Annotated in this window: 19 protein-coding genes and 1 tRNA gene; 13 read left to right on the top strand and 7 right to left on the bottom strand. The window is 70.8% G+C overall.

Features of this window, described 5'->3' with window-relative positions; genetic code table 11:
- Window positions 1-43: 43 nt before the first annotated feature.
- The 3 genes from Hhyl6_RS04605 to Hhyl6_RS04595 all read left to right on the top strand — a co-directional run bounded on the left by Hhyl6_RS04605 (window position 44) and on the right by Hhyl6_RS04595 (window position 2,838).
- Complete coding sequence (locus Hhyl6_RS04605) at window positions 44-820, top strand: hypothetical protein (RefSeq protein WP_483738048.1); 777 nt, start codon at window positions 44-46, stop codon at window positions 818-820.
- Window positions 813-2,147: a S8 family serine peptidase gene (locus Hhyl6_RS04600; protein ID WP_483738047.1), complete on the top strand. Its 1,335-nt coding sequence runs from the start codon at window positions 813-815 to the stop codon at window positions 2,145-2,147. Before Hhyl6_RS04605 ends, Hhyl6_RS04600 begins: the two co-directional genes overlap by 8 nt.
- Window positions 2,148-2,208: 61 nt before the next feature.
- Entirely contained in the window at window positions 2,209-2,838 is a 630-nt protein-coding gene (locus Hhyl6_RS04595; RefSeq protein WP_483738046.1) for an ArsR/SmtB family transcription factor, read from the top strand.
- Window positions 2,839-2,916: 78 nt separating this feature from the next.
- On the opposite strand, the gene Hhyl6_RS04590 is transcribed toward Hhyl6_RS04595, so the two are convergent.
- On the bottom strand, window positions 2,917-4,275 hold the full coding sequence (locus tag Hhyl6_RS04590; RefSeq protein WP_483738045.1) for a DUF7827 domain-containing protein: 1,359 nt from the start codon (window positions 4,273-4,275) through the stop codon (window positions 2,917-2,919).
- Between the two features lie 371 nt (window positions 4,276-4,646).
- Between Hhyl6_RS04590 and Hhyl6_RS04585 the strand changes: the two genes are divergently transcribed.
- The 8 genes from Hhyl6_RS04585 (at window position 4,647) to Hhyl6_RS04550 (ending at window position 14,382) form a co-directional block, all read left to right on the top strand.
- The gene (locus Hhyl6_RS04585; protein ID WP_483738044.1) at window positions 4,647-6,071 is read left to right on the top strand and encodes a sulfatase family protein; all 1,425 of its coding nucleotides are present in this window, start codon (window positions 4,647-4,649) and stop codon (window positions 6,069-6,071) included.
- A gap of 6 nt (window positions 6,072-6,077) precedes the next feature.
- Window positions 6,078-6,488, top strand: a complete 411-nt coding sequence (locus tag Hhyl6_RS04580) for a GtrA family protein (RefSeq protein ID WP_483738043.1) — start codon at window positions 6,078-6,080, stop codon at window positions 6,486-6,488.
- A 36-nt stretch (window positions 6,489-6,524) separates the two neighbouring features.
- Window positions 6,525-8,513 carry a hydantoinase/oxoprolinase family protein gene (locus Hhyl6_RS04575; protein WP_483738042.1) on the top strand — a complete coding sequence of 663 codons (1,989 nt, stop codon included), beginning with the start codon at window positions 6,525-6,527 and terminating at the stop codon, window positions 8,511-8,513.
- Between the two features lie 55 nt (window positions 8,514-8,568).
- The gene (locus tag Hhyl6_RS04570) at window positions 8,569-10,170 is read left to right on the top strand and encodes a hydantoinase B/oxoprolinase family protein (protein WP_483738041.1); all 1,602 of its coding nucleotides are present in this window, start codon (window positions 8,569-8,571) and stop codon (window positions 10,168-10,170) included.
- Window positions 10,171-10,201: 31 nt separating this feature from the next.
- Window positions 10,202-11,047: a DUF4129 domain-containing protein gene (locus tag Hhyl6_RS04565; protein ID WP_483738040.1), complete on the top strand. Its 846-nt coding sequence runs from the start codon at window positions 10,202-10,204 to the stop codon at window positions 11,045-11,047.
- A 97-nt stretch (window positions 11,048-11,144) separates the two neighbouring features.
- Window positions 11,145-12,059: a DUF4129 domain-containing protein gene (locus Hhyl6_RS04560; RefSeq protein ID WP_483738039.1), complete on the top strand. Its 915-nt coding sequence runs from the start codon at window positions 11,145-11,147 to the stop codon at window positions 12,057-12,059.
- Window positions 12,056-13,909 (top strand): DUF58 domain-containing protein, encoded by a 1,854-nt coding sequence (locus tag Hhyl6_RS04555; protein WP_483738038.1) that lies wholly within the window; start codon window positions 12,056-12,058, stop codon window positions 13,907-13,909. Before Hhyl6_RS04560 ends, Hhyl6_RS04555 begins: the two co-directional genes overlap by 4 nt.
- Window positions 13,906-14,382: a DUF7519 family protein gene (locus Hhyl6_RS04550; RefSeq protein WP_483738037.1), complete on the top strand. Its 477-nt coding sequence runs from the start codon at window positions 13,906-13,908 to the stop codon at window positions 14,380-14,382. The genes Hhyl6_RS04555 and Hhyl6_RS04550 overlap by 4 nt, the downstream gene beginning before the upstream one ends.
- Here the strand turns inward: Hhyl6_RS04550 and Hhyl6_RS04545 are convergent.
- Window positions 14,379-15,326: an AAA family ATPase gene (locus Hhyl6_RS04545; RefSeq protein ID WP_483738036.1), complete on the bottom strand. Its 948-nt coding sequence runs from the start codon at window positions 15,324-15,326 to the stop codon at window positions 14,379-14,381. The two genes, Hhyl6_RS04550 and Hhyl6_RS04545, sit on opposite strands and share 4 nt — an antisense overlap.
- 96 nt (window positions 15,327-15,422) lie before the next feature.
- Between Hhyl6_RS04545 and Hhyl6_RS04540 the strand changes: the two genes are divergently transcribed.
- Window positions 15,423-15,507 (top strand) — tRNA-Ser (locus tag Hhyl6_RS04540).
- A 79-nt stretch (window positions 15,508-15,586) separates the two neighbouring features.
- Here Hhyl6_RS04540 and Hhyl6_RS04535 read toward each other — a convergent pair.
- The 5 genes from Hhyl6_RS04535 to Hhyl6_RS04515 form a co-directional block, all read right to left on the bottom strand.
- Window positions 15,587-15,910, bottom strand: a complete 324-nt coding sequence (locus Hhyl6_RS04535) for a DUF4234 domain-containing protein (protein ID WP_483738035.1) — start codon at window positions 15,908-15,910, stop codon at window positions 15,587-15,589.
- 73 nt (window positions 15,911-15,983) lie between these two features.
- Window positions 15,984-17,846 carry a DUF2070 family protein gene (locus tag Hhyl6_RS04530; protein ID WP_483738034.1) on the bottom strand — a complete coding sequence of 621 codons (1,863 nt, stop codon included), beginning with the start codon at window positions 17,844-17,846 and terminating at the stop codon, window positions 15,984-15,986.
- A 50-nt stretch (window positions 17,847-17,896) separates the two neighbouring features.
- Entirely contained in the window at window positions 17,897-18,466 is a 570-nt protein-coding gene (locus Hhyl6_RS04525; protein ID WP_483738033.1) for a GMP synthase subunit A, read from the bottom strand.
- Between the two features lie 184 nt (window positions 18,467-18,650).
- A complete protein-coding gene (locus Hhyl6_RS04520; protein ID WP_483738032.1) occupies window positions 18,651-19,199 on the bottom strand; it encodes a DUF7097 family protein in 549 nt (182 codons plus the stop codon).
- Between the two features lie 22 nt (window positions 19,200-19,221).
- Window positions 19,222-20,745 (bottom strand): PAS domain S-box protein, encoded by a 1,524-nt coding sequence (locus Hhyl6_RS04515; protein ID WP_483738031.1) that lies wholly within the window; start codon window positions 20,743-20,745, stop codon window positions 19,222-19,224.
- Window positions 20,746-20,855: 110 nt separating this feature from the next.
- Between Hhyl6_RS04515 and Hhyl6_RS04510 the strand changes: the two genes are divergently transcribed.
- The gene (locus tag Hhyl6_RS04510) at window positions 20,856-21,203 is read left to right on the top strand and encodes a DUF192 domain-containing protein (protein ID WP_483738030.1); all 348 of its coding nucleotides are present in this window, start codon (window positions 20,856-20,858) and stop codon (window positions 21,201-21,203) included.

Genomic DNA, 21,203 nt, shown 5'->3' with positions numbered 1-21,203 from the left:
AGTCACGCAGGGGGATTAGGTACCTCCGCTCGATAGGCCGACTATGACGTGGTGTCGAGTGGTCCTCGCGGGGTTGCTGGTGCTCGGTGCGGGGTGTTCGGGGTTGGGTGCGGAGGCCACCGACGCGGACGCCCTCGCGACGACGCGGGCGTCCCCGCCGGGGGTCGACGACGGCGTCGAGAACGCGACGGCGCTCGTCCGGGCGCACGAACGCTCGCTCGAGGGGGTGAGCGCCGCCGTCGAGACGACTCGGGCACGCCGGAGTACCGTCGGTGACGACCCGAACCGGACGGTTCGCACGCGGACGCTGACAGACGGCAACGGGACGCTCTGGCGTCGACAGGTCACGGAGACGCCCACGGAGCGGTCCAGAGTGGAACGGTGGCAACGGGGCGGCGTCGGGGCCCGACGGTTCGTCGACGCCGGTCGAACCGAGCGCATCGACGGGCCGATGGGACCGTCCGCGCGATACCTGACCGGACGACTCGAAACGTGGCTCGCCGCCGGGCGGTACGACGTGGCCGCCGTCGAGGCGGGGTCCCCGGACCGGTACGTCCTCACGACGACCACGTACACGCCGCCGGACGGCGACCTGCTGGAGGCGGACACTGTCCGCTTCGAGGCACAGGCCGTCGTCACCGCCGAGGGGCGAGTGACGGCGCTGTCGGCGACGCTGGTCACCGTCGAGACCAACAAGTGGGGGCGACGGACACGCACTCGGTCGTACACGTACCGGGTCGTCGACACGGGGTCCGTCTCGGTGCCACGCCCCGATTGGGTGCGCGACTCGGCCGCGGACGTGGAGGTGGGGGATGGGTAGTTCGCCGCGGGGGGCGCTCCTCGTCGCCGCCGTCGCGGTGGTCGCCCTCACCGGCGCGTTGGGTGCGCTCGCGGCGACGACGGCCCATGTCCAAGCGCCCCTCGCACAGGACCCCGCCGACCCCGCGAGCGCGAACGCCGCCGACGAGGTTCGCGGGTTCGCCGCCCTCCACGAGCGGGGAGTGACCGGCGAGAACGTCTCCGTCGGTGTCGTCGACGTCACCGGGTTCGACACCGACGCTCCGGCACTCGCGCGCCGCGTCAGGATGGCCCGGGCCTTCGGGACTCGGTCGGTGTCGGAGGCCCCGAACAGTCACGGTACCGCCGCGGCGACAGTCGTCGCCCGGACGGCCCCGGACGCGACGCTCTACCTCGCGCGGGTCGACGGCGTCGAGAGCTACCGCCGGGCGGTCGAGTGGCTCAGAGCGGCCGGCGTGGACGTGGTCGTCGCCCCGGTGTCGTTCTACGGGCATCCCGGCGACGGCACCGGGGCGGCCGCGAGCGTCGCCGAGCGAACGACCGAGTCCGGGACGGTGTTCGTCGCGCCGGCGGGCAACCTCGCGGCCTCGCACTGGCGGGGCACGTACGACGCCGACGGCGTGGAGAACGGGACCGTGGTGTTCGCGACGGGAGAGAACGGGTCGGCGAGGAACCGGACCGCCATCGGCGGCGGTACCGACGTGACCATCTGGCTCTCGTGGGACCGCGCCCACGCCGACGAGGACTACACGGCCGAACTGTACTGGACCAACGGGTCGGCGACGCGACTGGTCGCACGCTCACAACCCTATCCCGCGGACGACGTCCCGAACGAGCGCATCGTCGCGGACGTCTCGCCCGGCCGGTACGTCGTCGTGATTCGCGGACCGGACGAACCGACCGGGGCGCGCCTCCGCCTCGTCTCGCCGACCCACGAGTTCGAACACGCCCGAGCGCGTGGCAGTGTCGTCGCGCCCGGCACCGCACGCGGCGTCGTCACCGTCGGCGCGTACGATACGCGAGTCGAGCGGGTCGAACCGTTCAGTTCCCGCGGCCCCACCGCGGACGGACGGACCGGCGTGGACGTGGTGGCCCCGAACCGGCGGTTCGCCGCCCTGACCGAGAACGGCTTCGTCGGGTCCTCGGCGGCGGCACCCTACGTCGGCGCGGCGGCGGCGCTCCTCCTCGACGCCGACGGGTCGCTCTCGCCCCGTCACGTCGAACTGCTGTTGGAACTCACCGCCCGGGACGTCGGCCCGCCGGGCGTCGACTACGCCTCGGGCCACGGCCTCGTCGACCCGGCCGAGGCCGTCGACGCCGCGGACAACGAGACGAGTGCAGGCGGTTAAACGCGTTTTTTAGCCAAGCGAACGGCTATACGGGTACCGGCGTGACGGTGTAGTAGAGACGATGTCGGGACTCATCGACCGGATACAGGAGCGGACGGGGACGCCCGACGAGCGACCGCGGGTGCTGGACGTCGACGACGCCGACACCGACGAGGTGCTCGACGCCCTCTCCTCGGACACGAGTCGCTCGCTGTTCCGAACCCTGTTCGACCAGCCCGGAACCGCCTCGGAGATAGCGCGGCGCTGTGACACCTCCGTCCAGAACGTCCACTACCACATCTCGAACCTCGAGGCGGCGGGCCTCGTCGAACCCATCGACACGGTGTACTCCGAGAAGGGCAACGAGATGACCGTCTACGCGCCGGCCAGCGACCCCATCGTGTTGGTCGGGAACCACGACCTGCGGCCGCGCCTCCAGCAGTCGCTGACGGACGTGGTCGCCGGCCTCGGACTGCTGGGGGTCGCCAGCCTGTTCGTCCAGTGGGGCGCAGAGCGCATCGCCACCCCGGCCGGCGGCAGCGGCGTCCTCGGTCCGGCCAGCCCGAACGCCCCGCAGACCGACCCTGCCGGGTCGCTCGCGTGGTTCGTCTTCGAACTCGCGGAACCCGGTCTCCTCTTCTTCTGTGGCTGTCTCGCGGTGCTGGCCGTCGTCGCGTTCACGCTGGGGCGGCGGGACGCGCCGGCGTACTGACGCGCTCGACCGCCGAGGGTTCGGGCCTCGCAAGACCGTTCGCGTCCGTCGCGAAAAGAGTGCTGTCGTCGTGTGTGCTCACAGGAACGGCCGGAGGAGGACGCCGAGACCGGCGATGGCGACGAGGCTCCCGGCACCCAGCGCGATGCTCCCCGGACCGAGCGAGAGGACGACACCGGGTTGGGTCCTGTCGTCGTTCGTCGGCCCCTCGGAGACGGTGGCGGTCGGTTCGCGGTCGGCGGTGTCCTCGCTCTGCTGGAGCGAGAGCGTCCCGATGTCGTCCGCGCCGTCGGTGACGCCGGTCCCGCGGTACAGCGTGAGGTCGTAGTCGGTCGCGTCGAGGCGCGTGTCACGGGCGACTTCGGAGCCGGGTTCGACGGTCACGCTGTCGGCGGCCGCGGCAGTCGAGAGCGTCGTCCCGTCCCGACCGGCGGCCGCGGTGTCGAACAGAAGCGTGACGGTGCCGTCGCCGTCGCCGTCGCGAACGGTCGCGTTGATTTCGTACCCGCTCTCGCGGCCGCCGATGGACACCGTCGCGGCCTCGGCGTCGGCAAGCGTGACGGTCAGTCGGGCCGTCTCGCCCTGCCGAGCCCTGTAGACGTTCCGCTCGAAGCCGAACGCCGGAGCGTCGTCGACCTCGAACTGCTCCTGTGCGCTCTCGTTCGACTCCACGAGGAGCGTCCCGACGTCGTCCGGCGACCCGTCGGTTCCCTCGCCGAAGAAGACGCGGTACTCGTAGGATGCTGGGTCGAGCGTCGACGGGAGTTCGGGTTCCTCCCGAGTGACCGTCAGCGAGTCGTCCCCGTCGGCCACCGACAGGGTCTCGCCGTCGGTGCCGGCGTTCGCGGTGTCGAACAGGAGCGTCACCGTGCCGTCGCCGTCGCCGTCGGTGAGCGAGGCGTTGACGAGGTAGTTGACCTCGCCGCTTCCGAGGGAGAACACCGCCGTCTCGGACCCGTTCGTCGGGACGGCAATCTCCGCGACGTCGCCCTGCGCCACGCTGACGACGTTCTCGCCGCTGGGTTCGGGGGTCGGAGTCGGCGTCGCCGGCACCGCGTCGGTGCAGTCGTCGTCGCAGGCCACCACCGTCCCGTCGCGCTCTGCGAGCGCCGACCCGTCGTAGAGGACCGTCAGTTCGTACGAGGTGTCGGCCGGGACGCTGCTCATGTCGAAGACGGCGGCGAAACTGCCGTCGTCCGCGACGCGGGCGCTCTGCTGGCGGAGGAACGGCGACGCCGTGTCGCTCGACCGGAGGCGGACGGTCAGTTCCGACCCCGGCGCGACGGACGTCTCGCCGGTGACGACCTGTTGCTCGGCCGCCGCCAGCGGGAGACTCTCGTCGTCGATGCTCGCGGTCTGGTCGGCCAGTGCGGGGCCGACGCCGACCATCGCGGCCGAGAGGAGGAGGCCGACGAGCGCCAGCGACCGCGCGGTCATCGACCCACCTCCGAGCGTGTGGTGCCGTTGCGATACGAACCGGTGACGCGGTCCGGCGACCGGACTGCGTCTGGAGGGCAGTTCGCTGTCATGTGCAGTCGAGTGGTTCGCTCGCTCTCACTAAATGGTCGCTGGATGGTTAAATTCGGCTTGAACCGCGCCGCCGCCGTCTCGGTCGAGATTCGACGGCCGGCGGCGGATTCGGGGGTCTCGGCCCGCCGCCGGCCGGACGCGGCAACCAGAACCTTCAGTACCGCGTACCGAGTTGCTACCGTATGCACGATTCGCGACGGTGCGGTCGCGACACCGGGCGTACCCCCGATGTAGCGGTCTCGACGGACGTGGCGCGTACGGCTACAGGGGTGGTGTAGGTGCCGGCGGAAGTGGAGAACGTCGTCCTCGTCACCGTCGACTCGCTCCGGGCCGACGCGCTCGGTGGACCCGACAGCGCGTCCCCGGTGCTTGACGACCTCGTGGCGGACGGGGTCGTCTTCGAGAACGCCATGGCCCACGGCAACTGGACGCCCTTCTCCTTCCCCAGCGTCCACGGGTCCCGTCCGGTGTTCGACGAGGGCGCCGACATCGGCGTGGCGTCGACGCCGACGCTCGCCGAACGCCTCTCGTCGGCGGGCGTCGGGACCGCCGGGTTCAACGCCGCGAACGGGTTCCTCACCGACCACTGGGGGTACGACCGCGGGTTCGACGAGTTCGAACCGTTCGTAGACAGCGGCGGGTACAGCAAGTACCTCGCCGCGCACCCGACGGTACAGGCGTGGGTCCAACTCGCGACGTCGCCGTTCCGCCGGGCCGCCGCCGCCCTCCGCGGCGAGTCCGACGCCCGCCCGTTCGCGGACGTCTCCCGGATGGGCGACTTAGAACAGCACGCGACCGAGTTCCTCGAATCGACCGGCGACGGGTTCTTCTTGTGGGTCCACTACATGGACACCCACACCCCGTACGTCCCGGCCCCGCGACACCTCCGAGAGGTCTCTGACACCCACTTCAGTCTGTTCCGGATGCTCGGCGCGCACATCCGGACCGGCCTCGGGTGGGACGTCGACGAGCGAACGCTCGGGACGCTCAGGACGCTGTACGACGGGACGGTCCGACAGGTCGACCAGAGCGTGGGTCGACTCCTCGACACCCTCGACGACGAGGGGATGGCCGACGAGACGGCCGTCGTCGTCGCCGGCGACCACGGCGAGGAGTTTCTGGACCACGGGCACCTCGCTCACTACCCCAAACTGTACGGCGAACTCGTAGAGGTGCCGTACGTCGTGACCCACCCCGACGGCGAGAGCGTGACGGTCAGCGAACCGGTCGGTCTCGACACGATTGCGCCGACGGTGTGTGACCTCCTCGGGGTCGAACCCCACCCCGCGTGGGAGGGCGAGTCGGTCGCTCCGGCGGTGGACGGCGAGGAGGTGGCGGACCGCACTCCGCTGGTCTCCGTGGCCGTCCGGGGCGAGAGCGTGACGAGTCAACCCATCCCGCGCCGCCTCGACGACGGTGAGTTGCTGGTCAGCGCCCGGGACGACCGCTGGACGTACATCGAACACACCGAGTCCGGGCTTCAGGAACTGTACGACAGGCGCGAGGACCCTGGGGAACGACGTGACCTCTGTTCGGCGGCCACCGACGACACCGCGCCGCCGCCGGTGCTTGACCGACTCTCGGCCGCCGTCGCCGACCACGTCCAGCGACTCGAAACCGCCGCAGACGCCGGTGAGAGCGGCGGTGACGGACAGGCGTCAGACGAAATAGCGGCACGTTTAAAGGCACTCGGTTATAAGTAGGCCAGTATGTCGTTCGCCGTCGCCACCTCACCGCGACGACAGCGACTCGTCCGGTTCTTCCTCGTCGGCCTGACGGCGGCGGGCATCCAGACGGCGCTCCTCTGGATGTTCGTCGACCTCGGCCGCGTGAACTATCTGGTGGCCGCGTTCGTCGCCATCGAGACGACAATCCTGTTCCAGTACGTCCTCAACAACGCGTGGACGTTCCACCGCTCGCGGCACAACTCGATGCGCGAGTACCTCGTCGGGATGGGCAAGACGAACCTCGTCCGCGGGACGGCCATCCCCCTCCAACTGGGCATCCTCTGGGCGCTGGTGTCGTGGAGCGCGACGGACTACCTCGTCGCCAACGGCGTGGCAATCGCGCTGACGGGGTTGTACCGCTACGCGCTCGACTCGAACTGGACGTGGAACTAGGCCACCGTTTTTGCGCCCGGCGCTCGGAGACGACCCATGGACGATTCGGTCCGGTTGGGCGTCGACGTCGGCGGCACCTTCACCGACGTCGTCCTCGTCGACGAGACGGGGCTGACGACGGCCAAGGTGCCGACGACGCGACCCCAACACGAAGGGGTACTCTCGGGGGTCGCCGCGGCCTGCGAGGCGGCCGGTGTCGACCCGAGCGAAATCGACCGGTTCCGGCACGCGACGACTGTGGCGACGAACGCCCTCCTCGAAGCCGACGGCGCGGAGACGGCGCTGGTGACAACGGCGGGGTTCGGCGACGTACTGGCCATCGGGCGACAGGACCGCCCCGAGTTGTACGACCAGTCGGTCGCCAGACCCGACCCGCTGGTGCCCGCCGAGCGCCGCTACGAACTCACAGAGCGAGCGACCACCGAGGGCATCGAACAGAGCGCCGACGAGAGCGCGGCGCGTGACCTCGCCGCCGAAATCGACGCCGACGCCGTCGCGGTGTCGTTCCTCCACGCCTACGCACATCCCCAGAACGAGCGACGGGTCGCCGAGACGCTCCGCGAGGCACTCGACGCGCCGGTGTCGGCCAGCCACGAGGTGCTCGCGGCGTTCCGGGAGTACGAACGCACCGCGACCACGGTGGCCGACGCCTACGTCACGCCGGTCATCGACGACTACCTCGGGCGACTGGTCGCAGGGGCCGAAGAACGGGGCCTCCCCGAACCGCGCGTGATGCAGTCCAACGGCGGCATCGCCGACGCCGAGACGGTGCGGGGCCACGCGGTGACGACGGCGCTGTCGGGGCCGGCGGCGGGCGTCGTCGGCGCGAGCGCGTTCGAACCGGCGGACGCCGACGGCCTCGTGACCTTCGACATGGGCGGTACCTCCAGCGACGTCTCGCTCGTCAGGGCGGGCACCGTCGAACGGACTGCGGCCGCCGACGTGGGTGGCCGTCCGCTCCGGGTCCCGATGGTCGACGTGGAGACGGTCGGGGCCGGCGGCGGGTCCATCGCGTGGGTCGACGCTGGCGGGGCGCTCCGGGTCGGGCCGCAGTCGGCCGGCGCGGACCCCGGACCGGCCTGTTACGGCAGGGGCGGCACCGACCCCACCGTGACCGACGCGGCGCTCGTGCTGGGCTATCTCGGTCCCGACGCGACGCTGGGCGGGGCCGTCGAACTGGACGCCGACGCCGCGCGGGACGCGCTGGCCGACCTCGCGGCCGAGGCGGGACTGGACGGTCCGCTCGCGGCCGCTCGCGGCGTCTACCGGGTGGCGAACGCGACGATGACGCGGACCATCCGGAGCGTCACGGCCGAGCGCGGTCACGACCCCCGCGAGTTCGCAATCGCGGCGTTCGGCGGTGCCGGGCCGATGCACGCGGCGGCGCTCGCCGACCGACTCGGCGTCGCCACGGTGGTCGTCCCGCGCGCGAGCGGCGTCCTCTCGGCGCTGGGTCTGCTCGCCGCCGACGAGCGACACGACGCTGTCCGGACCTACCGGACTCGACTGGACGAGGTGGACGCCGACGCGGTGGCGTCGGTCCTCGCCGACCTCGAAGCCGAGGTATTGGCCGAGACGGGCGACCCCGACGCGGCGACGGTCACCGTCGAGGCCGACTGTCGATACGCAGGCCAGAGCCACGAACTCGGGGTCGAAATCGAGGACTTCGACCGCGCGACCCTCGCGGCGCGGTTCCACGCGACCCACGAGCAGTCCCACGGCTACCGCCTCTCCGAGGCCGCCGTCGAACTGGTCACGCTCCGGGTGACCGCGACGGTCCCTCACGAGATGCCGCAGATAACCCACGACCGGAGCGACGGGGGGCCACAGACGGGGACGCGCGACGCGTCGTTCGGTGAGCGGTGGCACGAGACGCCGATTCTCGACTGGGGGGCGCTCCGACCCGACGCCGACCGTGACGGCCCGGCCATCGTCGAGGGCGGCGAGAGCACCGTCGTCGTCCCGCCGGAGTGGACGCTGACCGCCGACGACCGCGGGACCCTCCGACTGGAGGCACAGCGATGACCGCCGACGAGAGGCGCGCGAACGACCTCGTGGCCGGTACACCGGAGGTGACGCGATGACGGACCACGACCTCGACGCCGTCGAACTCGAAATCCTGCGCAACCAGCTAGAGAGCGTCGCCGAGGAGATGGGGCAGGTTCTCATCAGGGGGGCGTTCTCCCCGAACATCACCGAGCGCCGGGACTGCTCGACGGCGCTGTTCGACGGGTCGGGGAATCTCGTCGCGCAGGCCGAACACATCCCGGTCCACCTCGGTGCGATGCCGGAGGCTGTCGACGCCGTCCTCGACCGGGACCCCGAACCGGGCGACGTGTTCGTCCTGAACGACCCCTTCGCCGGCGGGACCCACCTCCCCGACGTGACGCTCGTCTCGCCCATCGCACCGGATAGCCAGACGTCCCGCGCCTCGGGCCCGCCGAGCGGAGGCGAAATCGTCGGCTACGCCGTCTCGCGGGCCCACCACGCGGACGTGGGCGGGATGGCGTCGGGGAGCATGCCCGCGGGCGCACGAGACATCCAACAGGAGGGCCTGCGCATCCCGCCGACTAGACTCGTCGCCGGCGGCGAGCGACGCGACAGCGTCTGGGACCTCCTCGAAGCGAACGTCCGCAACCCGGCCGAACGGCGGGCCGACCTGCGGGCGCAACTCGGGGCCAACGAGCGCGGGGCCGAGCGAGTCGCGGAGTTGCTGGCCGACCACGGCGAGCGCCTGCTGACGGCGTTCGACGCCGTGCGGGAGTACTCCCAGGAGCGCGTCGAGGCGGAACTCCGCGAGTTCCCGGACGGCACCTACACCGCCGGCGACGTGCTGGAGGGGGACGGCGTCACCGACGCGGACATCCCCATCGAGGTGACGGTGACCGTCGACGGCGCGACGCTCGACGTGGACTTCTCGGGGACCGCCCCGCAGGTGGCGGGGAACGTGAACGCGCCGCTGTCCGTCGCGAAGAGCGCTGTGTACTTCGTCGTCCGGTCGGTCACCGACCCGGACGTGCCCCCCAACGACGGGTGTTACGACCCCGTGACCGTCCGGGCACCGCCGGGGTCGCTGTTGAACCCGGAGCCTCCGGCCGCGGTGGTCGGCGGCAACGTGGAGACGAGTCAGCGCGTGACCGACGTCGTGTTCCGTGCGCTGGCCGAGGCGGTCCCTGAGCGGGTCCCGGCGGCCGGTCAGGGGACGATGAACAACCTCGTCGTCGGCGGCCCAGAGTTCAGTTACTACGAGACGGTCGGCGGCGGGATGGGGGCGAGCGCGGACGCCGACGGCCCGTCGGGGGTGCAGGTCGGCATGACCAACACCCTGAACACGCCCGTCGAGGCGCTCGAAGCGGCTTACCCCCTCAGAGTCGACGAGTACCGCCTGCGCGACGGGAGCGGTGGCGCGGGCCGGCACCGCGGCGGCGACGGCCTCGTCCGCGCACTCACCCTCGAGGAGGCGGCGACCGTCTCGCTGTTGACCGAGCGCCGGCGGACGGCACCGTGGGGGCTGGCCGGCGGCGCGGACGGGGCGCCCGGGCGCAACGAAATCGACGGTGAGAGGGTGCCGGCGAAGGTGACTCGCGACGTGGCGGCGGGAACGACGGTGCGCGTCGAGACGCCAGGCGGTGGCGGCTACGGCGACCAGGAGGACGCCGAGGGGCCACCGGACTCGACGTAGGTTTAACGGGCGGCCGGCCAAACTGCCGGGCATGCCCGGCCGCCTCCCCTTCGCTCTCGCTGCCCTCCTCGTCGTCGTCGCCCTCGTCGTCGGGGCACCGAGCATCGACGCCCCGAGTACCGCGGGCGGTGGCGACGGCGTCGGCGCGGGCCAACGGGGACCCTCGACGAGCGTCCAGATACAGCAGTCGCCCGGCGTCGGCGAGTACGTCGTCACGGTCCTCCTCGCGTTCACGGCCGTCGCGCTGGGGTACGGTCTCAGACAGTACGGGCGGGACGACGCGGCCCTCGCCGTCGTGACGACGGTGGTGCTGACGCTGGCCGCCGCCGTGGTCGGGTGGAACCCGACCGTCGCGGGCGCCTTCGCTAGCGGCGAGAACGAGTCGGCGGTCGGCGGCATCACGGCCGTCCACCCCGGTAGCGAGTCGCTGTGGGCGGTCGGTGCCGTCGGGTCGTTCGCGGTGGTGGCGCTCGCCGGAGTCGTCTTCCTCCGTCGGACCGGGAGCGAGGCGTGGACGGCCGGCGGGAGCGAGGCGTCCGACGACGCCGACCCGTCCTCGGCGGACCCGACGGAACTCGCCGACGCCGCGGGACGGGCCGCCGACAGAATCGCGGCGGACGCGCCCCTCGACAACGCCGTGTTCCGGGCGTGGCGGGAGATGGCCGACGCGCTGGACGTGTCGAACCCCGAGGCCAGCACGCCCGGCGAGTTCGCCGCGGCGGCCGAACGAGCGGGGATGGACCCCGAGGACGTGGCGACGCTGACCGACCTCTTCGAGCGCGTTCGCTACGGCGACCGTCCGGCGACAGAGGAACGCGAGCGCCGTGCCGAACGGGCCCTCCGGAGCCTCGAACGGGTCTACGGAGGGGAGTCGTGACTCCCCTGCGGCGACCTTGCTTTCCGCCTCCCAAGACGATGTACGAAGTAAAACAACAGAACAATTTTATCGCCGGTCGCTGATGACTGGTGTAGCAATGTCCAGTCGGCGCAGGGTGGTGGGACTCGCTGGCGTCGTCGTCTTGGGGCTGGTGGTCGGGGCCGGTGCGCTCGACGACCTCTCGTCTGGCGGGACGACCCGTACGGCCGAACGACCGGGGACGGGGCTGACCCAACTTGTCGAGAACGCCGACCGGATAACGGAGCGGGCCCGGTCCGTGTCGGCGTCGGCCCCCGCCGACACGACCGACGGAGCGTCCCCGGCGAGCGTGGTCGTCCTCCTCTCGCTGTTCGTCGTCGACGCCGGACTCTGTTACTACCTCGCCCGGCGACACGACCGCGAGGATGCCGCCGTCGCGGCGGTGGGTGGCTTGTTGGTCGTTCTGACGTTGCTGTGGGCCGCGTCGACCGACTTCGGCAGTGGCGCTACCGCACCGCAGTTCTCGGAGCAGGTGGGGTCAGGTCTCCCCGAGGCGACCCGAGTAGCGCCGGGTGGTGCCGTCCTGTTGGCCGCCGTCGGGTCGGTCGCACTCGCCGTCCCGCTCTGCCTCGTCGAGCTTCGAGCGACCGACGGCGAGACGTGGGCGACGACGAACGAGGATGCGGAGACGGAGGGGTCGAGTGAGAAGACGCGGGACGCACCCGAAGCAGTCGCTGACGCCGCGGGACGGGCCGCCGACAGAATCGCGGCGGACGCGTCCCTCGACAACGCCGTGTTCCGGGCGTGGCGGGAGATGGCCGACGCGCTGGACGTGCCGAACCCGGAAGCCAGCACGCCCGGCGAGTTCGCCGCGGCGGCCGAACGAGCGGGGATGGACCCCGAGGATGTGGAGACATTGACTGACCTCTTCGAGCGCGTTCGCTACGGCGACCACCCGGCGACCGAGGAACGCGAGCGCCGGGCCGAACGTGCCCTCCGAAACGTCGAGCGGACCGACGGGGGGTCCCGATGAGCTACCGTCGGCGGGCGGCGCTCGCCGTCGGGTCACTCGCCGTCGTCGTCGGCGTCGGGAGCGCGCTGGCCGGAGGCCTCGGGAGTTCGGTCCGGCCGGGGTTCGTCATCTTCGTCGGCATCTTCGGCGTCGGCGTCGGCCTCTACGTCGCCTACAGCGGCGTCTACGTCGAGCGGGACGCCGCCGTCCTCGGCGACCCCTCGGAGCGGGACCTGTCGGTTCCGTCGCCGGCGACGGACGGGTTTGGTGGGCCGTCTTCTCGTCTGGTCCGCGAGCGCCGCCTCGCCGACGACGTGCGGGAACTCCTCCGTCGGGCGCTCGTCCGCGACGGTGACGACGAGGCCGAGGCGACGGCCGCCGTCGACGCGGGGTCGTGGACCGACGACCCCTCGGCGGCCGCGGCCCTCGGCGCTGGCGAGAGTCGCGCCCGGCGGCTACGCGACGGCGCACGCGCCAGACTCCGGGGGGCCTCGATGCTAGGATATCGGCTGGACCGCGCGGCGGCGGCGCTCAGAGCCATGCTCGACCTACCGGCGGACGACGAGGCACCTTCGGCGGAGACCTCTCAGACCGGCACCGGCGTCGTCTCGACCGGGCGCTGGGCCGGGGTTCGGGCCGTTCCGCTGGCGTTCGTCGGCGTCGGTATCCTCGCTCGGCAACCCGGCTTGCTGTTGGCCAGCGCCGTCGCCGTCGTCGCTCTCGCGGTCGGCGCGGGGTCCCGGACGCCCGAGGGAGACTTGACGGTCCACCGGGCCATCGACGCGACGGCCCCGGTCCACAGCGACGAGGTGACGGTGACGGTGCGAGTGCGCAACGAGGGGGACCGGACGCTGTTCGACTGTCGCGTCGCGGACGGCGTGCCCGACACGCTGGCGGTGACCGAGGGGACGCCGCAACTGGCGACGGCCCTGCGGCCCGGCGCGACGGCCGCCGTCGAGTACACCGTGCGGGCGACCCGCGGCGACCACGACTTCGACCCGCCGCGCGCCGCTCTCGGGGACGCCGCCGGTTCGACCGTCCGGGTGACCGAACCCACCGTCGTCGGCGCGGAGACGCTGTCCGTCGCCCTGCCCCCGGCGGGTGTCTCGGTGCCCGTCCGGTCGCGGACGACACAGCACCGGGGCCGTATTGCGGCCGACGAGGGCGGAGACGGCATCGCCTTCTACGCCACCCGCGACTACCGCCCGGGCGACCCCCTCTCGCGCATCGACTGGAACCGGTACGCGAGCACCCGCGACCTCTCGACGCTGGAGTTTCGGGAGGAGCAGTCGGCGACGGTAGCGGTCCTCGTCGACGCCCGTCCCGCCGCCTACCACGCGCCCGCGGACCCGGAACTGGACACCACTATCGACCGCTCGGTGGTCGCCGTCCGCAGCGTCGTCGACGCTCGACTCGACGCGGAGGACCGGGTCGGACTGGCCGCGCTCTCGCCGGAGCGCCTGTACGTCCCGCCCAGCGGCGGCCACGCCCACCGGAGTCGGCTGGAGACGACGCTCTCGACCAGCGACGCCGTCGGGCCGACGCCCGCCGAGGGGGAGTTCTACGTCGGCCCGACGTTCCGGTGGCTCCGACGGGAACTGCCCAACGCCGCGCAGGTGGTCTGCTGTTCGCCCCTGCCGGACGACGACGTGGTTCGCGTGTTGCGGTATCTGGCGGCGTACGGCCACCCGGTGACGGTCATCAGCCCCGACCCGGGCACTCAGCCGACGGCGGCGGGGACCGTTCGGGCGGCCGAGCGCCTGTTGCGCTGTTCGACGCTCCGGCGGCGGGGGATACCGGTGGTGAACTGGCGACACGACGAGTCGCTCGCGGCGGCTATCGAACGACAGCGGGGGGAGTGGTCGGCGTGACTCGCCTCCGACCGGTCGGCGTCGCCGCAGTCGTCGCGGCGCTGTTCGCGGCGCTCTCGGTGGGGACGACGCTCGGCGGACCGGTGGCGCTCGCGGGGGTCGCGGTGCTGACCGGCGGCGTCCTCCGGTCGGAGCGGCGGGCCGTGACCGGCGGTGCGGCGGGCCTCGCCGCGGCCGTCGTCGTCGCCGGGGCACTCGGTCACGGCATCGTCGCGCTCCTCGTCGGGACGGCGGCCGCGGCGCTCGCGTGGGACTTCGGGCACTACGCCGTCGCGCTCGACGTCGGCGTCTCTTCCGAGGCGGTCACGCGGAACGCGGAACTGGTTCGGGTCGCGGGCGGAACGCTGATGGCGGCGCTCACCGTCGGCGTCCTCTCGCTGTCGGGACTGGTCGTGGCCGTCCCGGCCGTCGACACGGTGACCGCCGGCTTGCTGTTGGTCGGTGTGGTGCTGTCCGTCTACGGTCTCCGCTAGACCGTCGGGACGGGGACTTCGCCCAGCACGTCCGCGAGAACGTCGCGCTTGTCGACCTGTTCGACCCGAGCGTCCGGCGTGAGGACGAGGCGGTGGGCCAGCACCGGCTGGGCGACCCGCTTCACGTCGTCGGGGGCGACGAACTCCCGGCCCTCGATGGTCGCCATCGCGCGAGCCCCCTCGAAGAGGCGCTGGGTCCCGCGCGGGGAGACGCCCACTTCGACGCGGTAGTCCTCGCGGGTCGAGCGAGCGATGCCGGCCATGTACGCCAACAGGTCGTCGTCGACGGTGACCGTCTCGGGCACCGCCTGGAGGGCCTGCACTCGCTCGGTGTCGAGGACCGGGTCCACGCTGGGGCTCTGTTCGGTTCGGCCCGCCCGCCGCCGGAGGAGTTCCACTTCGCCCTCGTCGTCGGGATAGCCCATCGAACTCTTCGCGAGGAAGCGGTCGACCTGCGCTTCGGGGAGTTCGAACGTCCCCTCCATGTCGACGGGGTTCTGCGTGGCGATGACGAAGAACGGCTCCGGCAGGGCGTAGGTGTCGCCGTCGACGGTGACCTGCCCCTCCTCCATCGCCTCCAGCAGTGCGGACTGGGTCTTGGGCGGGGCGCGGTTGATTTCGTCGGCCAGCACCACGTTGGCGAAGATGGGGCCGCGGGTGAACTCGAACTCGCGGGTCTGCTCGTTGAACACGTGCGTCCCGGTGATGTCGGCCGGCAGGAGGTCGGGGGTGAACTGCACGCGGGAGAAGGAGAGTCCCAGCGCCGTCGCCACGCTCCGGGCGGTCAGCGTCTTGCCGGTGCCGGGCACGTCTTCGAGCAGTACGTGGCCCTTCCCGACGACGCCGAGTAGCACCGTCTCGAAGAACTCCCGGTCGGCGATGACCGCCCGCCCCACCTCGTCGAGGACCTGACTCGTCACGTCGCTAGCCTCAGTGACGTCCATACCCCTGCGTGTCACGCATCCGGTATATGCGTGTCGAGAACACACCTTCCGGCGAATCGAAACGCCTAAAGAGCAGACGGCGGTACTCAGGAGTGAGCCGAGGTAGCCTAGCCTGGCCAAGGCGGTTGCTTCGAGAGCAACTGTCCTCACGGACTCAGGAGTTCAAATCTCCTCCTCGGCGTTTCTCTGCGACACAATACGGGGAGCCACGGGGCCGTCGCTCGCCGCGTCGGGGCTCGAAAGAACAGTGGGTGCGCCGCTCAGTTCGCCGCCTCGTTGATGCTCGACTGGAGGAGCACCCACCAGACGGGCGCGAGGAACAGCCACAGGACGAACATCAGGCCGGCACTCTCGCCGAGCGTCTCCTCGACGAGCTTCGAGTTCTGCCACATCACGTAGAAGTTGTACAGCGGGACGAACAGTCCCACCGTCCTGAGCGCCGGCGAGTAGTCGGCGTCGGCCGCCGCCTTCAGTTCCTTGTGGAACTCGTGGAACCAGTAGACGCCGTACAGGCCGAGCGTGACGACGAACAATCCGATGCTCTTGCCCAGACTCCGCTGTGTGAACCCGTTCGTGTCGGACATACGCGGGTATCTTCCTCGGAACTCGATATAAAATTTTGGCACGGGCGAGAGCAGACAGGACCGGAGTTAGCGGTCACACTCCGGCGACGAGGAAGATGAGGACGCTGACGGCCATCACGACGAGGATGAACGCGGCGGCCAGCGCCCCGCCCAGCGACACCATCGCGTTGGCCGTCGAGGCCAGCGTCTCGGTGCGGTCGTTGCCGAACACCGTCACCTCGGCGCGGTCGCTGGCCATCCCGGCCTCGACGGGTTCGAGGTCGGCGACGGCGCGGTCGACGAGGTCGGCGACCAGTGCGACGACGTCTTCCTCGGGGATGGCCTGTCCGACCTGATTCTCGGCCTCGACGGTGTTGACGATGTGCGTGTCGCTGGTCATCACTTCGAGGGTGTCGACCCCACCGACGGCGTCCAGAATGCGGTCGCGGAGACCGGGTTCCATGTTGTTGCCGTCGACGAGTGCGTAGGCGGTGCGGTCGCCGTTCACCTCGAAGACGCAGACGCGGATGCCCAGCGGACCGATGCCGTCCTCGGGTTCCCACGGCGTCTCGTCCCACGCGACGCCACAGCGCAACTGCCCCGTCTCGGCCTCGGAGAGGAGTTCGCCGAGGCGGCCGGCCCCGTAAATCATGTCGAAGGAGCGCTGGCTCCCGGGGACGACGTGGCCGAGGTCCTCGCCCTCCAGTCCGTCGTTGCAGTTGTGGGCGTCCACGAGGAGGACGTCCTCGATGTCGCCGGACTTGGCCTCCGACATCGCCGAGAGGCCGACGGAGTAGTCCACGTCGTCGGCGCACCCGGGCGCGTACGTGGTGACGACGAAGGCGTCGCCGCCGAAGGCCTGCCCGGTCAGCGTCGCCTCCCCCTCGGTGATGCGCTGTCCGGCGGTGGCCTCGGTGCTGTACTCGATGTCGTCGAAGGCCCGGTCGGCGGTTTCGAGTATCCTGTCCACCTCGCCCTCCGTGACGAGGTTGAAGTCGTGGCCCGCGGTGGCGTGGGGCGGGAAGGCGAGGCCGTCGGCGGACGCGGCGACCCGTTTGGGGAGGTTGCCACCGCCGATTTCGCCCATCGGCCCGGGGTGTATCATCGGCAGGACGAAGCGGGCCTTCTCCTCGCCGTCGGGCCGGCGGACGGAGAGGACGGTCACCGGGACGATGGCCTCCTCGCCGATGTCCTCGAAGAACGCCTCCAGTTCGTCGGACCCCTCGGCGATGTGACCGATGAACCCGCGAAGGAAGTCCAGCGCGGAGACGCCCAGCGAGGAGCGCCACGGCCGGTCGATGACCACGAGGAACAGCCACACGGCGAGGGCGTAGATGGCACAGATGACCCCCAGCAGGACGAAGTCGGCGGGGATGAACCCCTGAATCTCCGGCGGCGCTTGCTCGGCACGGGCCAGCATCTCCCGGAGCACGGGGTTGTCGAGGATGAACGCGGTCGTGCCGCTGTAGACCGCCAGCAGGCCCGCGGCGGCGACGGTCTGGACGCTCGCCGGGACGGCCGCCACCAGCAGGGAGTGCCGGGAGACGGCCATCAGGATGAGCAGGCGGAAGGCGAAGATGGAGGCCAGCGCCACCAGCAACACGTCGAAGACGAAGTTCTGGCCGAACGTGGGGCTGACGAGCGCCACCACACCGGCGACCATCAGGAAGCCGATGGTGACGAGTTCGCAGATGAGCGCCAGCAGGGAGGCGCGGTTGGGCGTCAACTGCCCGCCGAAGCGGCGGTCCACCCACGGCGTCACCGCGCCGGCGATGGCCGTGGGAAAGCCGATGAAGAAGACGCCCTGCCACGCGTCGTCGAGGACGAACCGCGAGTCGAACGCCGCGACGCCGGTGACGGCGGCGATGAACAGGGCGAACGCGAGACTGGCGTACCAGTTGGGGGCCCGAAAGATGAACCGGGAGAGGCTAGCGAGGTTCCCCTGTGTCGCGGTCATTTATTACTCACAGCCTGCGGCGATACATAAAACCAGTCGCTTGCTGTCGGTTACTGTCGCGGGGCGGACTGTCGCTCGCAGACGGCGAGGAAGTTCTCGAAGACGGCCTCGCCCTCCTCGGTGTGGGCGACCTCCGGGTGCCACTGGACGCCGTAGAGGTCACGGTCGGTGTCGCTCATCGCCTCGACGCCGCAGACGTCCGACGTCGCGGTGCGCTCGAACCCCTCGGGCACCTCCTTGACCTCGTCGGCGTGGCTGGCCCATACTCGGGTTTCGGGAGCCAGCGACCCGACGAGCGGGTCGTCCGCGTCCAGAATATCGACGGTGACGTCGGCGTAGCCGCCGTACTCGCCGCTCCCGACTCGGCCGCCGAGTTCGTTCGCGATGAGTTGCATCCCGAGACAGATGCCCAGCACCGGGACGCCCAGTTCGAGGTACTCGGGGCAGTTGCCGATGTCGTCCATGTCCGGGCCGCCCGAGAGGACGATGCCGTCCGCCTCGACGTCCTCTGGCGGCGTGTCGTTGTCGAGTAGTTCCACGTCCACGCCCATGTCCCGGAGCGCACGTTGCTCCAAGTGCGTGAACTGGCCGTGGTTGTCGATGACGACGATGTGAGTCATTGGGTAGTGTCACGCCATCGGTGCGTATATATCCCCTGAAACGGGGCTAGCGACGACACGGGCTTCTTTCTAAACCACTGGCACAGCGACCGAGTACAGTCAGAAAGGGGCCGAAGGGCGCGTCGTGGCCTTCGCGAGGCCTCCGGCTTCGCTCGCTCCCACCCCGTCGTTCGGTCGACCCCCGTCACCCGTCGTCGTACCGCTCTGCCGCCGACTGAAAGCCCATCTCCGACTGCTCTTTCGACCGTCGGCCCTCCTTCTCGGCGATGGCTTCGGGGTCGGGATTCACGTCGTCGTCGATGCGCGCCCACGAGTTGTGGACCTTCGAGTGGCACCACCGGCAGAGGTACACCGTGATTTCGTGCGCGAGGTCCTCGCCCTCCCGTGTCTCGTCGTACGAGAGGTGATGCTCCTCCAGTAACGGCCGCTCATCGGAGTGGGCCATCCGCCGCTCTTCGAGGCCACAGCGGATGCACTCGCGGTCCCGGTTCAGACAGCGGAAGTGCGGGCAGTCGCGCCAGTCCCACTCGGCCCCCGCTGGGGAGCCGTCCGGCCCCACTGCCGCGGGACACCGGAACTCCTCGGCGCTCCGGGCGTCGGCGAACGCCGGGTCGTGGTGGCCGTGTTCGCGCGCCCAGCGACACTTCCCCTCGTCGGTGACGAAGTCGCAGCGGTCGACGTGGTCGTAGGGGTCGTCGACGCCGACGCTCGTGCCGCCCGGGGCCTTCTCCATGTCGCTCGCTCGGACACGGACGCTAATCAATCTGTTCGCCCGGCGATACCGGTGGGTCCCCGTCGATAGTGCGGGGGAACCGCATAGTCACGACGGCGCCGCTGGGGTCCCGTTCGGCGATTGTCACCTCGCCGCCGAGACTCCGGACCAGCCAGTGAATCGCCCACAGGCCGATGCCGCTGGTGTGCCGGAGACTGGTCTCCGTCTCGGCCCTGAGCGGGCGTTGCTCTCGCTCGGGAATCCCGGGACCGGTGTCCGCCACGTCGACGACGACGTGGTCGGATTCCCGTTCGACGCGGAGGAACACCTTCGACGTGCCCTCGGCCGTCTGCTGGCGCTGTCCGTGTTCGACGGCGTTCTGGATGGCCTCCCTGAGAGCGATTTCGACGCGCTCGTCGCCGGGCACCGTCGCCGTGGTCGGCGTCTCCACTACGAACTCACACTCGGCGTCGTCTCGCTGGAACCGGCCGCGCTGTCGGTCCAACACTTCGACGACGTCCACCGGCCGGACCGTCCCGTCGGCGCGGAGCACCTCCGTCACGTCGCGGGCCTTCTCGCTCATCCGCTCTAACTGTCGCGCCCGGGCGACGATTCGGTCGGCCGCGTCCGACTCGTCGGGGCGCTCTTGCTGGAGGACGGACGCGTTCCCCTCGATGACGTTGACCGCGTTGCGGATGTCGTGGCGGAGCACCCTGTCGAGGACGGCGAGTCGCTGTTCGCGCTGTTTGCGGTCGGTCACGTCGGCGAGGGCAATCATGTGCCCCGACACTCTGTCGTCGGTGTCCGAAATCGGGGCCGACCAGAGGCGAACGTCGACGAGAGCGCCGTCCTTGCGCTCGCGCTTCGTCTCGACGCCGTCGATGACGCCACCGGTGTCGACGTGTGCCTTGTGGCGATGAAACTCTTCGCGCCGGTCCTCGGGAACCAGCGGGTAGTGGGTGCCGCGGACTTCGTCGGCACTCCAGCCGAACAGTCGCTCGGCACCGCTGGACCACGACAGCACGTCGCCGTCGGTGTCGATGGCGACGATTGCGACGGGCGACGCCTCGAAGATGGCTCGGAGGCGGCTCTGGGCCCGTTCGGACCGGCGTCGCTCGCGAGTCCGACGGGTGTCGTAGACGCCCGTCAGGAGCCCGCCCACCGCGCCCGCACCGGAGACCCACCCGCTGACGAGGAACGGGTCCGCGAGGGTGACTCCGTGGGCGCGCTGGTAGCCGACGACGAGGAGCGTCAGCGTCGTAATCGGGAGCGAGCCGACGAGCGCCCAGACGACGACCCGCCGAACGTCGGACGGGTCCGCTTCCCCTCGAAAGAGCCACGCGGCACCCACAGCCAGCGGCGCCACGAGACAGACGAGCGCGACCCCGGCGAGGGCCTGTGTCGACGGGGCGACACCCGGTCGCGTCAGCCTGCGGGCGGTCGCGACGGCGACCAGGACCGCGGGCAAGACGAGTGCAGTCGTGCCGACCCATCGCCACTGTTCGACGGACGCCCGCACCGGGGGTGGGGGCTCGAAGCGGTGTGACGTATCCGAGGGAGGACGCATCGGTAACCCGTCGTTCTCCGTCGAACATGAATCGGACCGCGGTTTCTCAGCGGATAGGAACGGCCGCCCGGGACAGAACACCTAAACCGCTCTCGACCGACGCTGTCTGCATGCGTATCGTCCACGACCCAGATAGACACTCGCGGACGCTCGCGTCCACCGTCGAGCGGGCGGACTCCCTGCTCGCACAGGCCCGGGGGCTGATGTTCCGCCGGTCGATTCCCGACGACTACGCGCTCGTCTTTCCGTTCGACGACGTGGACACGCGCTCTATCCACATGCTGTTCGTCCCGTTCCCCATCGACGTGCTGTGGCTGGCCGACGACGAGGTGCAAGCGGTCAAGACCGTTCCGCCGTGGTACGGCGTCGGGTGGGCGCGAGCGGACACACTGCTCGAACTCCCGGCGGGGGCGGCCGACGGCGTGGCCGAGGGGGACACGGTGGTCGTCGAAGCGTGA

This window comes from Haloarcula sp. H-hyl6 (assembly GCF_056934455.1).
This window is presented reverse-complemented; position numbering and strand designations above follow the sequence as displayed.

Bases quoted from the DNA above. Each gene is read 5' to 3' on its own strand.
- Hhyl6_RS04570 (WP_483738041.1), top strand. From the start codon at position 8,569: ATGACGGACCACGACCTCGACGCCGTCGAACTCGAAATCCTGCGCAAC.
- Hhyl6_RS04590 (WP_483738045.1), bottom strand. From the start codon at position 4,275: ATGACCGCGCGGTCGCTGGCGCTCGTCGGCCTCCTCCTCTCGGCCGCG.
- Hhyl6_RS04565 (WP_483738040.1), top strand. From the start codon at position 10,202: ATGCCCGGCCGCCTCCCCTTCGCTCTCGCTGCCCTCCTCGTCGTCGTC.
- Hhyl6_RS04535 (WP_483738035.1), bottom strand. From the start codon at position 15,910: ATGTCCGACACGAACGGGTTCACACAGCGGAGTCTGGGCAAGAGCATC.
- Hhyl6_RS04575 (WP_483738042.1), top strand. From the start codon at position 6,525: ATGGACGATTCGGTCCGGTTGGGCGTCGACGTCGGCGGCACCTTCACC.
- Hhyl6_RS04515 (WP_483738031.1), bottom strand. From the start codon at position 20,745: ATGCGTCCTCCCTCGGATACGTCACACCGCTTCGAGCCCCCACCCCCG.
- Hhyl6_RS04580 (WP_483738043.1), top strand. From the start codon at position 6,078: ATGTCGTTCGCCGTCGCCACCTCACCGCGACGACAGCGACTCGTCCGG.
- Hhyl6_RS04525 (WP_483738033.1), bottom strand. From the start codon at position 18,466: ATGACTCACATCGTCGTCATCGACAACCACGGCCAGTTCACGCACTTG.
- Hhyl6_RS04520 (WP_483738032.1), bottom strand. From the start codon at position 19,199: ATGGAGAAGGCCCCGGGCGGCACGAGCGTCGGCGTCGACGACCCCTAC.
- Hhyl6_RS04555 (WP_483738038.1), top strand. From the start codon at position 12,056: ATGAGCTACCGTCGGCGGGCGGCGCTCGCCGTCGGGTCACTCGCCGTC.
- Hhyl6_RS04530 (WP_483738034.1), bottom strand. From the start codon at position 17,846: ATGACCGCGACACAGGGGAACCTCGCTAGCCTCTCCCGGTTCATCTTT.
- Hhyl6_RS04545 (WP_483738036.1), bottom strand. From the start codon at position 15,326: ATGGACGTCACTGAGGCTAGCGACGTGACGAGTCAGGTCCTCGACGAG.
- Hhyl6_RS04510 (WP_483738030.1), top strand. From the start codon at position 20,856: ATGCGTATCGTCCACGACCCAGATAGACACTCGCGGACGCTCGCGTCC.
- Hhyl6_RS04595 (WP_483738046.1), top strand. From the start codon at position 2,209: ATGTCGGGACTCATCGACCGGATACAGGAGCGGACGGGGACGCCCGAC.
- Hhyl6_RS04605 (WP_483738048.1), top strand. From the start codon at position 44: ATGACGTGGTGTCGAGTGGTCCTCGCGGGGTTGCTGGTGCTCGGTGCG.
- Hhyl6_RS04560 (WP_483738039.1), top strand. From the start codon at position 11,145: ATGTCCAGTCGGCGCAGGGTGGTGGGACTCGCTGGCGTCGTCGTCTTG.
- Hhyl6_RS04600 (WP_483738047.1), top strand. From the start codon at position 813: ATGGGTAGTTCGCCGCGGGGGGCGCTCCTCGTCGCCGCCGTCGCGGTG.